Consider the following 12,732-nt stretch of genomic DNA (forward strand, 5'->3'; position numbering starts at 1 on the left):
TTCAAGAGCCTGGGTCGGCGTTGTGCGCTATACAACGCTTCTTCACCTCGTACGTCACGTGCGCGTGCTGCCGCCGTCGCTTTGTCACCCCGGGCCGGCAAAATCGGTCAGAATCTGCGCTGTCTTCCGCCCGCCTCCACACGCTTCCGTTTGCTTGCGAACCGCCCCAATGGCTTCCTTGCCCAGCCCCTCCGATGACACCCGCGGCCACGACGGCCCGCTTGCCGTGTTCCTGATCTTCCTGCGGCTCGGCCTGACCTCGTTCGGCGGCCCGGTGGCCCACCTGGCGTTTTTCCGCGAGGAACTGGTGCGCCGGCGCGGCTGGCTCAGCGAGGCCGCCTATGCCGATGTGGTTGCGCTGTGCCAGTGCCTGCCCGGACCGGCCAGCAGCCAGACCGGCATCGCGCTGGGGCTGGCGCGCGCCGGCTATGGCGGCGCGCTGGCGGCATGGGTGGGCTTTACGCTGCCGTCGGCGCTGGCCATGATCGTGTTCGCGCTGGGGGTGACCCATTACGGCATGGCGGCGGCGCCGGGCGTGCTGCACGGGCTCAAGCTGGTGGCGGTGGCGGTGGTGGCGCAGGCGGTGTGGGGCATGGCGCGGACGCTGTGCGTCGGTCCGGTGCGCATCGCCATCATGCTGGTAGCCGCCGGCACCGTGCTGGCATGGCCGGGGCCGTGGGCGCAGGTGGCCCTGATGGCCGCCGCCGCGGTCGCCGGCATGGCCCTGTTGCGACCGGCGCTGGGCGGCACGCATGAACCGCTGCGCCTGCCGGTGACGCATCGCGGCGGCGTGCTGGCGCTGGCGCTGTTTGCCGCGCTGCTGGCCGGCCTGCCGCTGCTGGCGCAGTGGGCCGCCGATCCGGCCGTGCGGGTGTTCGATGCCTTTTACCGCGCCGGCGCCCTGGTGTTCGGCGGCGGGCATGTGGTGCTGCCACTGCTGGATGCGGCCGTGGTGACCCCTGGCTGGGTCGGCAAGGAAGCCTTCCTGGCCGGCTACGGCGCGGCGCAGGCGATGCCGGGGCCGCTGTTTTCCTTCTCCGCGTTCCTCGGAGCGGCCATGCAGAACCCGCCCACCGGCCTGGCCGGCGGACTGCTGTGCACGCTTGCCATCTTCCTGCCCGGCGCGCTGCTGGTGCTGGGCGCGCTGCCTTTCTGGGAAAGCCTGCGCCGCAACCAGCGCGCCCAGGCGGCGCTGGCCGGCATCAACGCCGGCGTGGTCGGGCTGCTGCTGGCGGCGCTATGGCATCCGGTGTGGACCAGCGCGGTGCAGGGCCCGCTGGACATCGTGCTGGTGGCGCTGGCGCTGGTGGCGCTGATGCGGTGGAAGCTGCCGCCGTGGCTGGTGGTGGTGGCTAGCGGCGTGGCCGGCTGGGCGGTGGCGGCAGTGGCTTGAGGCGGACCAGGCGCACGGCTTGACGTTGTAATGCGCTGTAATCCGATCCGCCCGCCGACCGTTTGCACTTTCAAATGCGAACGATTATCCTTCTCTCTTCCGCGCCTTCTTGTGACTGTCAGGGCACATCTTGACGCCCTGTGAGCGTTTCAAGGGGCGATTTAGCTACCTGTATCAGGCCAGATCGGGCGTGCACAGTCCAGATCGCCCCCTGCCGACCCACCGCAATGACCGACACCCAGCCGGCCGCCGGCCAGCAGCGCCGCGCCTTCTGGCTCAAGCATCTCCACCAGTGGCACTGGATCAGTTCCGCGATCTGCCTGGTCGGGATGCTGCTGTTCGCGGTCACCGGCTTCACGCTGAACCACGCCGGCCAGATCGAGGCCAGGCCCGCCGTTCAGACCCGGCACGCGACGCTGCCCATGCGCGTGCTCGAACAGGTCCGGAGCGCGGCCCCGGCTGAGACCGCCCAGGCAAGCGAGACCAGGGCGCCGGTGCCGGCGGTGCTGGCTGACTGGCTGGCGCGGGCGCTGGGTATCGACGCCAGCGGGCGCGAGGCGGAATGGTCCGCCGATGAAATCTACGTGGCGCTGCCGCGCCCGGGCGGCGACGCCTGGGTCAGCATCGCCCTCGACAGCGGTGAGGCGCAGTACGAGAACACCTCGCGCGGGGCCATCTCGTACCTGAACGACCTGCACAAGGGCCGCAACACCGGCGCGGCGTGGAGCCTGTTCCTGGACGCGTTCGCGCTGGCCTGCCTGGTGTTCTGCGTGACCGGCCTGTTCCTGCTCAAGCTGCATGCGGGCGGGCGCGTGGCGACCTGGCCGCTGGTGGGACTGGGGCTGGTGGTGCCGGTGCTGCTGGCGATCCTGTTTATCCACTGATCGGTCGCGCGCGATCCGATCTTCTTTCTGCATCTCACTGACGAGGTTTCTCCGATATGCGCCGACTGCTCTCCGCCTCCCTGACCGGCATGGCCGCCGTGCCGCTGGCCGGCCCCGCGCTGGCCGCGGACCTGAACGTCAAGGTCGATATCCCGCGCCTGAGCGTGGCCGAATACCACCGGCCCTATGTGGCGCTGTGGGTCGAGCGCGCCGACCAGAGCCCGGTGCAGACGCTGGCGGTCTGGTACGACGGCAAGCTCAAGGACGGCGAGGGCACCAAGTGGCTCAAGGACATGCGCCAGTGGTGGCGCAAGGCCGGCCGTGACCTGCACATGCCGGCCGACGGCATCTCCGGCGCCACGCGCGCGCCGGGCGAGCACAGCGTCAGCTTCAGCGACGGCAAGGCCCCGCTGGGCAAGCTGCCCGCGGGCAACTACCAGCTGGTGGTGGAGGCCGCGCGTGAAGTTGGCGGGCGCGAACTGCTGCGCGTGCCGTTCACGTGGCCGCCGCAATCGGCACAGACCGCCCGCGCCAAGGGCGAACACGAACTCGGCGGCGTCACCGTCGACCTGAAGCCTTGACCTTCCCGGAGCCCTGACCATGAAACCTTCCCTGATGTCCGCCGCATCTTCCCGCCTGGCAGTGCGCGCCGCTGTCCTGGCGCTGGCCGCGCTTGCGCCGCTGGCCGCGCACGCGCACCGCCAGTGGCTGCTGCCGTCGGCCACCGTGCTGTCCGGCAGCGATCCGTGGGTGACCGTCGACGCAGCAGTCTCCAATGACCTGTTCTACTTCGAGCACGTGCCGATGCGGCTCGACAACCTGCAGGTGACCGCCCCCGACGGCAGCGCGGTCAAGGCGCAGAACGCGGCCACCGGCAAGTACCGCAGCACCTTCGACCTGCACCTGACCCAGCCCGGCACGTACCGCGTGGCGGTGGTCAACAACGGCCTGTTCGCCAGCTACAAGATCGACGGCCAGGCCAAGCGCTGGCGCGGCAGCGCCGAGAACTTCGCCAGGGAAGTCCCGGCCAACGCGCAGGACCTGCAGGTCACGCAGGCCGAGGGCCGCATCGAATCCTTCGTCACCGCCGGCAAGCCCAGCGACAAGGGCCTGCGTACTGTCGGCCGCGGCCTGGAGCTGGCGCCGATCACGCACCCGAACGACCTGGTTGCCGGCGACACTGCCAGCTTCCGCCTGCTGCTCGACGGCAAGCCCGCGAGCAACCTGAAGGTGGCGGTGGTGCCGGGCGGCATCCGCTACCGTGACCAGCTGCAGGAATTCAGCGCCACCACCGACGCCGACGGCAAGTTCAGCGTCAAGTGGCCGGCCGCGGGCATGTACTGGATGGAAGCCGAGGTCAAGGACGACAAGACCACCTTCAAGCAGGCCAGGTCGCGCCGCGCCGTCTATGCGGTGACGGTGGAAGTGCTGCCGCAATAAGCCGGTTGCACGGGGTGAATCGCGTCCTGGTACCCGTTGCGCTGAGCGCGCCGCCCAGTCCGCCCGCCGCCGGGGCGCGCCTGCAGCGCTGGGGCGGGCCCACCATGGGCACCAGCTGGTCAGTGGCGGCGCTGCTGCCGCCGGAAGCGGAAGACGGCGCCATCGGTGCCATCGGCGCCGGCATCCGGGCCGTGCTCGAGCGCGTGATCGCGCAGATGAGCAACTGGGACGCGGATTCCGACCTGAGCCGGTTCAACCGCGCGCCGCCGGGCAGCTGGCACGCCTTGCCGGCGGATTGCTTCGCGGTGCTGCAGACCGCGCTGCAGGTCGCACGCGACAGCGGCGGCGCCTATGACCCAAGCGCGGGTCCGCTGGTCGATCTGTGGGGCTTCGGTCCGGCCTCGGGGCTGGCACGCCGCGCACCGCCGTCGCCAGACCAAGTCCAGGCCGCGCGCGGCCGTTGCGGCTGGGCCCGCCTCGAAGTCGATGCCGCCGGCGGGCGCGCCCGCCAGCCGGGCGGCGTGGCGCTGGACTTCTGCGCCATCGCCAAGGGCTTCGCCGTCGACGCGGTGGCGCGCTACCTGTGCGAACAGGGCCTGGAGCACCACCTGACCGAGATCGGCGGCGAACTGCGCGGCCATGGCGTCAAGCCCGACGGCATGCCGTGGTGGGTCGCGCTGGAAGCGCCGCCAGGGCCTGGCAGCGATGCCGCGCAGCAAACGCTGGTGGCGCTGCACGGGCTGTCGGTGGCAACCTCTGGCGACTACCGGCGCTACTTCGACAGCGATGGCCGCCGCTTTGCCCATACCATCGATCCGCGCACCGGCTATCCGGCCAGCCACGCGCTGGCCTCGGTCACGGTGATCCACCCGCAGTGCATGCTGGCCGATGCGCTGTCCACCGCGCTGACCGTGCTGGGCCCAGACGCCGGCATGGCGCACGCGCGCCGCCACGGCATAGCCGCGCGCTTCCTGGTGCGCACCGCAAACGGTTTTCTCGAACATCTTTCACCGGCGTTTACCGCGATGCTGGCATGAGCGGCCGCACCAAGTCGTGGGCCATCGCCGGCGCTGGCTGGCTTGCCGCGGCCGGGGGCGCGGCGTTGTCCGTGCTCGGGCCGTCGCGCATGGCCATGGCCGCCGGCGTGGTCGCCGCGTACGCGGGGTTTTGCGGCGCAGTGGTGGCGCATCACCGCCAGCGGCGCGCGCGGGTGGCGGCGCTGGCCGGCTCGGAAGACGGCGCGACGCTGGTGGTCTATGCCAGCCAGACCGGGTTTGCCGAACAGCTGGCGCTGCAGACCGCCACCGCGCTGCAGGGCGCGGGCCTGCCGGTGCAGCTGCTGTCGCTGGCCGAGGCCGATGGCCGCCGCCTGCGGGCATGCCGCCAGGCCCTGTTCGTGGTCAGCACCACCGGCGAGGGCGACGCACCCGACAGCGCGTCGGGCTTCGCCCGCCGCCTGCTGGCGGGCGCCGATGGCCTGCACCGGTTGCGCTACGGCATCCTGGCACTTGGCGACAGCAGCTACGCGCGCTTCTGCGCCTTCGGCCATGCGCTGGAGGGGTGGCTGCAGCGCCAGCGCGCGCAGCCGCTATTCGACCTGATCGAAGTCGACAATGGCGACGCCGGCGCGCTGCGACACTGGCAGAACCACCTGTCGGCGCTGAGCGGCGGCGCCGAGATCGCCGACTGGGAACGTCCGCGCTATCAGCACTGGCGGCTGGCGCAGCGCCATCACCTGAATCCCGGCAGCCAGGGCGCGCCGGCCTTCCATCTGGTGCTGGCGCCGCCGGACGGCACGGCGCCGGACTGGCAGGCCGGCGATATTGCCGAGATCGGCCCGTGCCACGCGCCGGCCGAAGTCGACCGGCTGCTGGCGCAGCTTGGCCTGGATGGCGCTGCCCCGGTGCGCTGCGATGGCGCCGACACCACCCTGGCCGCGGCCATGGCCACGCGCCTGCCGCTGCCCGCAGCGCACTTTGCCGCGATGCAGGGACTGGCGCCACAGCAGCTGGTGGATGCGCTGGCGCCGCTGCCGCATCGCGAATATTCGATCGCCTCGCTGCCGCGCGACGGCCAGCTGGAGTTGCTGGTGCGCCAGACCCGCCACGACGATGGCCGCCTCGGCCTGGCCTCGGGCTGGCTGACCGCGCACGCCGCGCCGGGCAGCCGCATCGCGCTGCGCATCCGCGCCAATCGCGGTTTCCATCCGCCGGCCGACGACCGGCCGCTGATCCTGGTCGGCAACGGCACCGGGCTGGCCGGGCTGCGGGCCCAGCTCAAGGCCCGCGCCGCGGCCGGGCGGCAACGCAACTGGCTGCTGTTCGGCGAGCGCTCGGCGCAGCATGACGCCTTCTTCGCCGGGGAACTGGCGCGCTGGCGCGCGGACGGCACGCTGGCCCGCGTGGACCACGCCTGGTCGCGCGACGTTGGCGCGCCGCGCTACGTGCAGGACGCGCTGCGCCTGCAGGCGGATGGCGTGCGGCAATGGGTGGCCGACGGCGCGGCCATTTATGTCTGCGGCAGCCTGCAGGGCATGGCCGGCGGCGTCCAGGACGCGCTGGCCGAGATCCTGGGCGAGGGCGCATTGCGCCGCCTGGCCGACGACGGCCGCTACCGGCGCGACGTCTACTGAGCCCGCGGCGCGCCACGCGGCGTGCGGAGATCGGCCGCCGCGCTCGCGCCCCGGCCGGCCATGCACTATCTTCGGTGTGAACTGCAAGACATCTGCAGCCATCACAACACGAGGAGACCTGATGTTACGCACCCCCCGCCGCCTGGCCGCTGCGCTGGCCCTGCTCGCCACCGCCAGCCCCGTCGCCATCCCGGCCGCCATGGCCGAAGCGCCTGCCCGCCAGAACCTCTTTGCGGTACCCGGCCTGGAAAAGCCCGCCAGCGTGCTGGTCGACCGCTGGGGCGTGCCGCATATCTATGCCGGCACGCTCTACGACGCCTTTTATGCGCAGGGCTTCATGGCCGCGCGCGACCGCTTGTGGCAGATTGACCTGTGGCGCAAGCGCGGGCTCGGCGAGATGGCCAGGGACTTCGGCCCGGCCTATGCCGAGGGCGACCGCATGGCGCGCGCGGTGCTGTTCCGCGGCGACATGTACCGCGAATGGCTGGCCTACGGCAGCGACGCCAAGCGCGTGGCCGAGGCCTTTGTCGCCGGGGTGAACGCCTACGTGGCGCTGACCGAGCAAAAGCCCGAGCTGCTGCCGCCTGAATTCCGCAAGCTCGACTACAAGCCGTCGCGCTGGCAGGCCGAAGACATCGTGCGCATCCGCCACCACGGCCTGACGCTGAACTTCACCGGCGAGATCGATCGCGCCCGCCTCTACTGCGAGGCCAAGACCCACGCCGCGCGCGCCGACTGGCTGCGGCGCGAGCTCGACCCGCAGGTCGAACCCAGGCTCAACCCCGGCATCGATCCGTGCACCGTGCCCGCGGCCGAACTGCGCCGCGCCTACGACCTGGCCACCGCCCCCGCGCGCTTCCCCAAGGAAGCCTGGGGCGACGTCCGGGCCGCCGGCATCCCGCTGGACCAGCTCTACGCCGTGGTCGATGCCAACAGCGATACCGGCCGCAGCCTGGGCTCGAACAACTGGGTCATCGGTGGCAAGCGCACCACCACCGGCCGCCCGATCCTGGCCAACGACCCGCACCGCTCGCATGGCGCGCCCAGCCTGCGCTACATCAGCCATCTCAACGCGCCCGGGATGTCGGTGATCGGCGCCGGCGAGCCGTTCCTGCCGGGCATCTCGATCGGGCATAACGGCACCATTGCCTTTGGCCTGACGCGCTTCTACATGGACCAGGAAGACCTGTACGGCTACGAGCTGAACCCGGCCAACCCGCGCGAGTACAAGTACAAGGGCCGCTGGGAGCCGATGGAGACCATCACCGAAGAGATCGCGGTCAAGGGCGAGTCCGCGCCGCGCAAGGTCACGCTCGACTTCACCCGCCACGGCCCGGTGCTGGTGTCCGGCGCCGGGCACGCCTGGGCGCTGCGCGCGGCGTGGCTGGACCACGGCATGGCGCCGTACTTCGGTTCGATGGACTACATGCGCGCGCGCAACTGGGACCAGTTCCGCGCCGCCATGAACCGCTGGGGCGCGCCGGGCGAGAACCAGGTCTATGCCGACACCGGCGGCAATATCGGCTGGATCCCGGGCGGGCTGACCGTCAAGCGTCCCAACTGGGACGGCCTGACGCCGGTGGCCGGTGACGGTCGCTATGAATGGGCCGGCTACCGCAACATGGACGAGCTGCCGTGGGCCTACAACCCCGCGCCCGGCTATATCGTCACCGCCAATGAAAACAACATCCCGCCCGAGCACCCGGCCGCCAAGCTGGGCGTGGGTTACGAATGGAGCGACAGCTCGCGCGCGCGCCGGCTGAAGGCGGTGGTCGGGGCCAATCCGCGCAGCTCGGTGCAGGATTCGATGGCGTGGCAGAACGACACCGTGTCGCTGCCGGCGCAGCGCGTGGTCGCGCTGCTGCAGGACCTGCGCAGCGACGACCCGCAGCTGGCCCGCGGCCTGGCGCTGCTGCGCGGCTGGAACGGCAACGAGCGCGCCGACAGCGCCGCCGCGGCGCTGTTCGAAGTCTGGTTCAGCAAGCACCTGCGCCAGGCCGTGGTGCGTGCCGCGCTGCCGTCCGAAGCCGCGCGCCTGGTCGGCGCCGGCGATGCCGCACGCGTGGTCGCGGTGCTGGAGCAGCCCGGGCCATGGATGCCGCCGGAGCGCCGCAATGCCGTCATGCTGGAATCGCTGAAGGCCGCGATGGCCGAGGTCGAAGCCAAGCTCGGCTCCGACCCGCGCGCCTGGCAATGGGGCAAGCTCCACACCGCCGTGTTCACGCATCCGATGGACCCGATCCTGAGCGATGCCGAACGCCAGCAGTTCAACGTCAACGCGGGCCCGATCGGCGGCTCGGCCTTCACGCCGATGAACACCAGCTACCGCAATACGGATTTCCGGCTGACTGCGGGCGCGTCGTTCCGCATGGTGCTGGACGTCGGCAACTGGGATGCCTCGCGCGTGATCAACACGCCGGGGCAGTCGGGCAATCCGGCCAGCCCGCATTACCGCGACCTGGCGCCGTTGTGGGCCAAGGGGGAGTATTTCCCGCTGGTTTATACGCGCAAGGCGGTGGAGAAGGCGAGCAGGGAGAGGTTGGAGCTGGTGCCGCAGTGATTCTCTAGCTTCGTAACTCCCGCTGGTGTACTCCCTCTCCCGCGCGCGGGAGAGGGAGCAAACCGGCAGCGGATCGAACGCCTCGATTCGCCGTAGGCCTTACTTCAACAACCCCAACACCGCCTCGGCCCCCGCCTCCGACGACGCCGGGTTCTGCCCCGTCACCAGCCGTCCCGCCACCGCAACGTGGCTGGCCCAGTCATCCCCGCGCGTAAACCGCCCGCCGCTGGCCTTCAGCACATCCTCCACCAGGAACGGCACCACCTCGGTCAGCTGCACCGCCTCTTCCTCGCTGTTGGTAAAGCCGGTGACTTCCTTGCCCTTGACCAGCGGCTGCCCGTCCGCGCCCTTGACGTGCCGCAGCACCCCCGGCGCATGGCACACGGCGCCCACCGGCTTGCCGAGCCGGTCGAACTGCTCGATCAGCGCGATCGACCGCTTGTCTTCAGCCAGGTCCCACAGCGGGCCATGGCCGCCGGGATAGAACACGGCGTCGAAGTCGTCGGCCTTCACCTGGTCCAGCGTCAGCGTGCTGGCCAGTGCCTGCTGCGCGGCGGTGTCGGCGCGGAAGCGGCGGGTCGCATCGGTCTGCGCATCCGGGTCGTCGCTCTTGGGATCGAGCGGCGGGTGGCCGCCCTTGGGCGAGGCCAGCGTCAGGTCAACGCCTGCGTCCTTGAAGACGTAGTAGGGCGCGGCGAATTCCTCCAGCCAGAAGCCGGTCTTCTTGCCCGTATTGCCAAGCTGGTCGTGCGAGGTCAGCACCATCAGGATTTTCATGTTGGTTCTCCGGTTTGCGTCCACGGTCGGCCGGGGCAGCCCCGGCATTGGCAACATCCTACGCAGCTGGCTATGATTCGAAAACTTCGAATCTTCGATGCCTGCCATCCAAAAAATGAATATCGCCGGCAAGGACCTGAACCTGCTCTACGTCTTCCATGTGCTGTACCAGGAAGGCAACGCCTCGCGCGCGGCGGCGCGCATGGCGCTGAGCCAGCCGGCACTGAGCCACAAGCTCAACCGGCTGCGCGACGAACTGGGCGACCCGCTGTTCGTGCGCGCGCCACGCGGCCTGACCCCGACGCCGCGCGCGCATGCGCTGGCGCCGCAGGTGCAGCGGCTGGTGGCGGACCTGGATGCGTTCTACGACGCCTGCGACGGCCGCGATTTCCTGGCACGCAGCGAGGCCGTCCACATCTACACCACCGACTACATGGAGCAGCTGCTGCTGCCGGCGCTGTTGCCGCGGCTGCGCCGCGACGCGCCGGGGGTGGTGCTGGTCACGCACAACACGCGCGGCGAGCTGCCGCGCGAGGAACTGGAGAAGGGCACCTGCGACCTGGCGATCGCCGGCTTCTATGAGAACCTGCCCGACACCTTCCACCAGCAACGGCTGGGCAGCGAGGATTTCGTGGTGCTGGCCTCGCGCACCAATCGACGCATTGCGGATGGCCTGGACCTGGACGCGTTCCTGGCGTGCGAACACCTGCTGACCACGCTGACCGGCGATCTCAACGGCGTGGTCGATCGGGCGCTGGCACGGCTGGGGCACCGGCGCACGGTGGTGGCGGGTTTGTCGAGCTTCCTGGCGCCGAGCCGGCTGGTGCGCGGTTCGGCGCTGTTGCTGACCTGCCTGCGCTCGGTCGCGCAGGAAGCGGTGGCGCGCGATCCGGACCTGGTGATGCTGCCGGTGCCGTTCGCGCTGCCGCGGGTCGACATGATGCAGATCTGGCACGCGCGCACCGATGCCGACCGGCTGCGGCGCTGGCTGCGCCAGCAGATCCAGGAAGCGGCCAGCGCCATCGGCGCGGCCGCACCCGCGGCGCGCCGGCCGCGCGTCAGGCGCGGTTGACCACCGGCACCAGCGCGCCGTGCACCGCGCGCGCGGCGTCGGAGGCGAGGAACAGGATCACGTCGGCCAGCGCATCGAGGGCGACCCAGCGCGAGGTGTCGGCATCCGGCATGGCCTGGCGGTTCTCGGGCGTGTCGAGGATGCTGGGCAGCACCGCGTTGACGCGGATGCCCTGGTCGCGCAGCTCGGCCGACATCGATTCGGTCACGCGCGCCAGCGCGTCCTTCGATGCGCAGTAGGCGCCCATCTGCGCCAGGCCGCGCGCCGCCGAATTGGCGCCGACGTTGACGATGGCGCCGCCGCCCGCGGACAGCATGTGCGGCACCACCGCGCGCGCCATGTTCAGCACCGTGCCCACGTTCATGTCGAACAGGCGGTTCCAGTCGGCCGCGCTGGTCTCGTGGATGCCCGTGCCCATGGCAAAGCCGCCGGCCAGGTTGCACACCACGTCGATGCGTCCGCATGCCTGCACGGCCTGGTCGATGGCCTTGCCGAGACTGTCCGCGTCGAGCAGGTCGGCCTGCAGCGCCAGGTGGCCGCTGCCGGTTTCCGGCAATGGTGCGTCGTGACGGTCCAGCAGTACCACGCGCGCGCCTGCCTGCGCGAAGGCGTGCGCGACCGCGCGGCCCAGGTTGCCGCGTGCGCCGGTGACCAGTACGTTCTTGCCGTGGAAGTTCATTTGCGTGCTCCTGCGCCGTGCCGGCGCGCATTGTCGTGATCAGGCTTCGCCCGGCTTTCAACCATCGTGGCCGGCAGCGAAAAACGCAAGCCAGTCTACGCAACGGCACGCAACATAAGCTTGCGAAAACGCCTCGGGGTAACCCTCGAAACGCACAGGAAGTTGCGCGGGCACTTACCGACCGGGCCGTGCGGGGGCCAGGACCGGCACGGCGCCCGCCGCTTCCTGCGCCGCGGCGTGCTCCAGGAATTGCACCAGCAACTGCGCAGCCGGCGACAGCAGCGAGAAGTCGCGGCAGCAGATGGCAAAGCGCCGCCGCGCCCAGTCGTCGCGCAGCGGGATCACGCGCAGGCCGAAGGCCGTGGCAATCAGCGTGGCGATCTCGGCCGGGATGATGACGATGCCGAGTTGCGCGCGCACGCAGCGCAGCGCGGCGTCGAAGGTCGACACCACGGCGCGGTGCGCGATGCGCCGCCCCTGGATGGCGGCGTAGCGTGCCAGCATGATCTGCACCGCGGTCTGCGCCGGCATGGCGATCTGGTCGTAGTCCAGCGTGTCTTCGAACAGGCAGCTATCCGACTGCGCCAGCGGATGCCCCGCGTAGACCACGGCGGCGAGGTGGTCGCTGCGGTAGGGGCGGGTCTGGAAGCCTTCCAGGTCGGCCGCGTCCCAGCAGATGCCCAGCGGCGCGGTGCCGTCGCGCAGCGCGCTGACCACTTCGCTGCTCAGGCTCTCCTCGATGGTCACGCGCACGTCGCGGTGCGCCGGCAACTGCATGAAGGCGGCGATGTCGTCCGGCAGCGATTCCGCCATGGTCGACACCGTGGCGAGCAGGCGCACCTGCCCGCGCACGCCGGAGCCGTAATCGGCCATGTCGCGCGTCACGCGGTCGGCCGCAGCCAGCATGGCGCGCGCATGCCCCAGCACGATCTCGCCGGCGGGCGTGGGGATGACGCCGTGGCGGCGGCGTTCCAGCAGCGTGGCGCCGACGGTTTCCTCCAGTTGCGCCAGGCGCTTGCTGATGGCCGAAGCGACGATGTGTTCCTGTTCGCCCGCGCGCGCCATGTTGCGGGTTTCGCAGACGGCGACGAACAGGCGCAGCGTGGTGAGGTCGAGGTCTCGCATGGCGGGGGCGGCTGACTTTCCTGCCCGGAATGTTACCTGCGGGCAGCCGGCCGGTGACATCGCATCCGGGAAATCCCGCAGCATGAAAGAAGGGCGCGGGTGACTTTCCGTTTCGGCATGCCTGGATGCGCAAATCATCGCTTCAGCTTGCCCGCAGAAACTCATAGAGT

11 protein-coding genes are annotated in these 12,732 nt (G+C 70.7%); 8 read left to right on the forward strand and 3 right to left on the reverse strand.

Going from position 1 to position 12,732, the window contains the following annotated elements:
• The first annotated feature begins 169 nt into the window (after window positions 1-169).
• The 7 genes from chrA to U9J39_RS01165 all read left to right on the forward strand — a co-directional run bounded on the left by chrA (window position 170) and on the right by U9J39_RS01165 (window position 8,909).
• On the forward strand, window positions 170-1,393 hold the full coding sequence (gene chrA, locus U9J39_RS01135) for a chromate efflux transporter (RefSeq protein ID WP_326346317.1): 1,224 nt from the start codon (window positions 170-172) through the stop codon (window positions 1,391-1,393).
• Between the two features lie 227 nt (window positions 1,394-1,620).
• Window positions 1,621-2,277: a PepSY-associated TM helix domain-containing protein gene (locus U9J39_RS01140; RefSeq protein ID WP_115714113.1), complete on the forward strand. Its 657-nt coding sequence runs from the start codon at window positions 1,621-1,623 to the stop codon at window positions 2,275-2,277.
• Window positions 2,278-2,333: 56 nt separating this feature from the next.
• A complete protein-coding gene (locus tag U9J39_RS01145) occupies window positions 2,334-2,858 on the forward strand; it encodes a DUF2271 domain-containing protein (RefSeq protein WP_115714112.1) in 525 nt (174 codons plus the stop codon).
• A gap of 19 nt (window positions 2,859-2,877) precedes the next feature.
• Window positions 2,878-3,717 (forward strand): DUF4198 domain-containing protein, encoded by an 840-nt coding sequence (locus U9J39_RS01150; protein WP_115714111.1) that lies wholly within the window; start codon window positions 2,878-2,880, stop codon window positions 3,715-3,717.
• Window positions 3,718-3,731: 14 nt separating this feature from the next.
• Window positions 3,732-4,754: an FAD:protein FMN transferase gene (locus tag U9J39_RS01155; RefSeq protein ID WP_326346318.1), complete on the forward strand. Its 1,023-nt coding sequence runs from the start codon at window positions 3,732-3,734 to the stop codon at window positions 4,752-4,754.
• Window positions 4,751-6,349: a sulfite reductase subunit alpha gene (locus U9J39_RS01160; protein WP_326346319.1), complete on the forward strand. Its 1,599-nt coding sequence runs from the start codon at window positions 4,751-4,753 to the stop codon at window positions 6,347-6,349. Before U9J39_RS01155 ends, U9J39_RS01160 begins: the two co-directional genes overlap by 4 nt.
• 121 nt (window positions 6,350-6,470) lie before the next feature.
• Complete coding sequence (locus U9J39_RS01165; RefSeq protein ID WP_326346320.1) at window positions 6,471-8,909, forward strand: penicillin acylase family protein; 2,439 nt, start codon at window positions 6,471-6,473, stop codon at window positions 8,907-8,909.
• 99 nt (window positions 8,910-9,008) lie between these two features.
• Here the strand turns inward: U9J39_RS01165 and U9J39_RS01170 are convergent, their stop codons facing one another.
• A complete protein-coding gene (locus U9J39_RS01170; RefSeq protein WP_326346321.1) occupies window positions 9,009-9,686 on the reverse strand; it encodes a type 1 glutamine amidotransferase domain-containing protein in 678 nt (225 codons plus the stop codon).
• A gap of 97 nt (window positions 9,687-9,783) precedes the next feature.
• On the opposite strand from U9J39_RS01170, the gene U9J39_RS01175 reads away from it, so the two are divergent.
• Complete coding sequence (locus tag U9J39_RS01175) at window positions 9,784-10,758, forward strand: LysR family transcriptional regulator (protein WP_240071285.1); 975 nt, start codon at window positions 9,784-9,786, stop codon at window positions 10,756-10,758.
• Here U9J39_RS01175 and U9J39_RS01180 read toward each other — a convergent pair.
• Both U9J39_RS01180 and U9J39_RS01185 read right to left on the reverse strand, forming a co-directional pair.
• Complete coding sequence (locus tag U9J39_RS01180) at window positions 10,745-11,437, reverse strand: SDR family NAD(P)-dependent oxidoreductase (RefSeq protein ID WP_326346322.1); 693 nt, start codon at window positions 11,435-11,437, stop codon at window positions 10,745-10,747. The genes U9J39_RS01175 and U9J39_RS01180 overlap by 14 nt on opposite strands.
• A gap of 174 nt (window positions 11,438-11,611) precedes the next feature.
• Window positions 11,612-12,562: a LysR family transcriptional regulator gene (locus U9J39_RS01185; RefSeq protein WP_326346323.1), complete on the reverse strand. Its 951-nt coding sequence runs from the start codon at window positions 12,560-12,562 to the stop codon at window positions 11,612-11,614.
• Window positions 12,563-12,732: the final 170 nt, after the last annotated feature.

The sequence above is a fragment of the Cupriavidus sp. SS-3 genome, from assembly GCF_035818815.1.
Taxonomy (GTDB): Bacteria; Pseudomonadota; Gammaproteobacteria; order Burkholderiales; family Burkholderiaceae; genus Cupriavidus; species Cupriavidus taiwanensis_C.

Bases quoted from the DNA above. Each gene is read 5' to 3' on its own strand.
- chrA (WP_326346317.1), top strand. From the start codon at position 170: ATGGCTTCCTTGCCCAGCCCCTCCGATGACACCCGCGGCCACGACGGC.
- U9J39_RS01140 (WP_115714113.1), top strand. From the start codon at position 1,621: ATGACCGACACCCAGCCGGCCGCCGGCCAGCAGCGCCGCGCCTTCTGG.
- U9J39_RS01145 (WP_115714112.1), top strand. From the start codon at position 2,334: ATGCGCCGACTGCTCTCCGCCTCCCTGACCGGCATGGCCGCCGTGCCG.
- U9J39_RS01150 (WP_115714111.1), top strand. From the start codon at position 2,878: ATGAAACCTTCCCTGATGTCCGCCGCATCTTCCCGCCTGGCAGTGCGC.
- U9J39_RS01160 (WP_326346319.1), top strand. From the start codon at position 4,751: ATGAGCGGCCGCACCAAGTCGTGGGCCATCGCCGGCGCTGGCTGGCTT.
- U9J39_RS01165 (WP_326346320.1), top strand. From the start codon at position 6,471: ATGTTACGCACCCCCCGCCGCCTGGCCGCTGCGCTGGCCCTGCTCGCC.
- U9J39_RS01170 (WP_326346321.1), bottom strand. From the start codon at position 9,686: ATGAAAATCCTGATGGTGCTGACCTCGCACGACCAGCTTGGCAATACG.
- U9J39_RS01175 (WP_240071285.1), top strand. From the start codon at position 9,784: ATGCCTGCCATCCAAAAAATGAATATCGCCGGCAAGGACCTGAACCTG.
- U9J39_RS01180 (WP_326346322.1), bottom strand. From the start codon at position 11,437: ATGAACTTCCACGGCAAGAACGTACTGGTCACCGGCGCACGCGGCAAC.
- U9J39_RS01185 (WP_326346323.1), bottom strand. From the start codon at position 12,562: ATGCGAGACCTCGACCTCACCACGCTGCGCCTGTTCGTCGCCGTCTGC.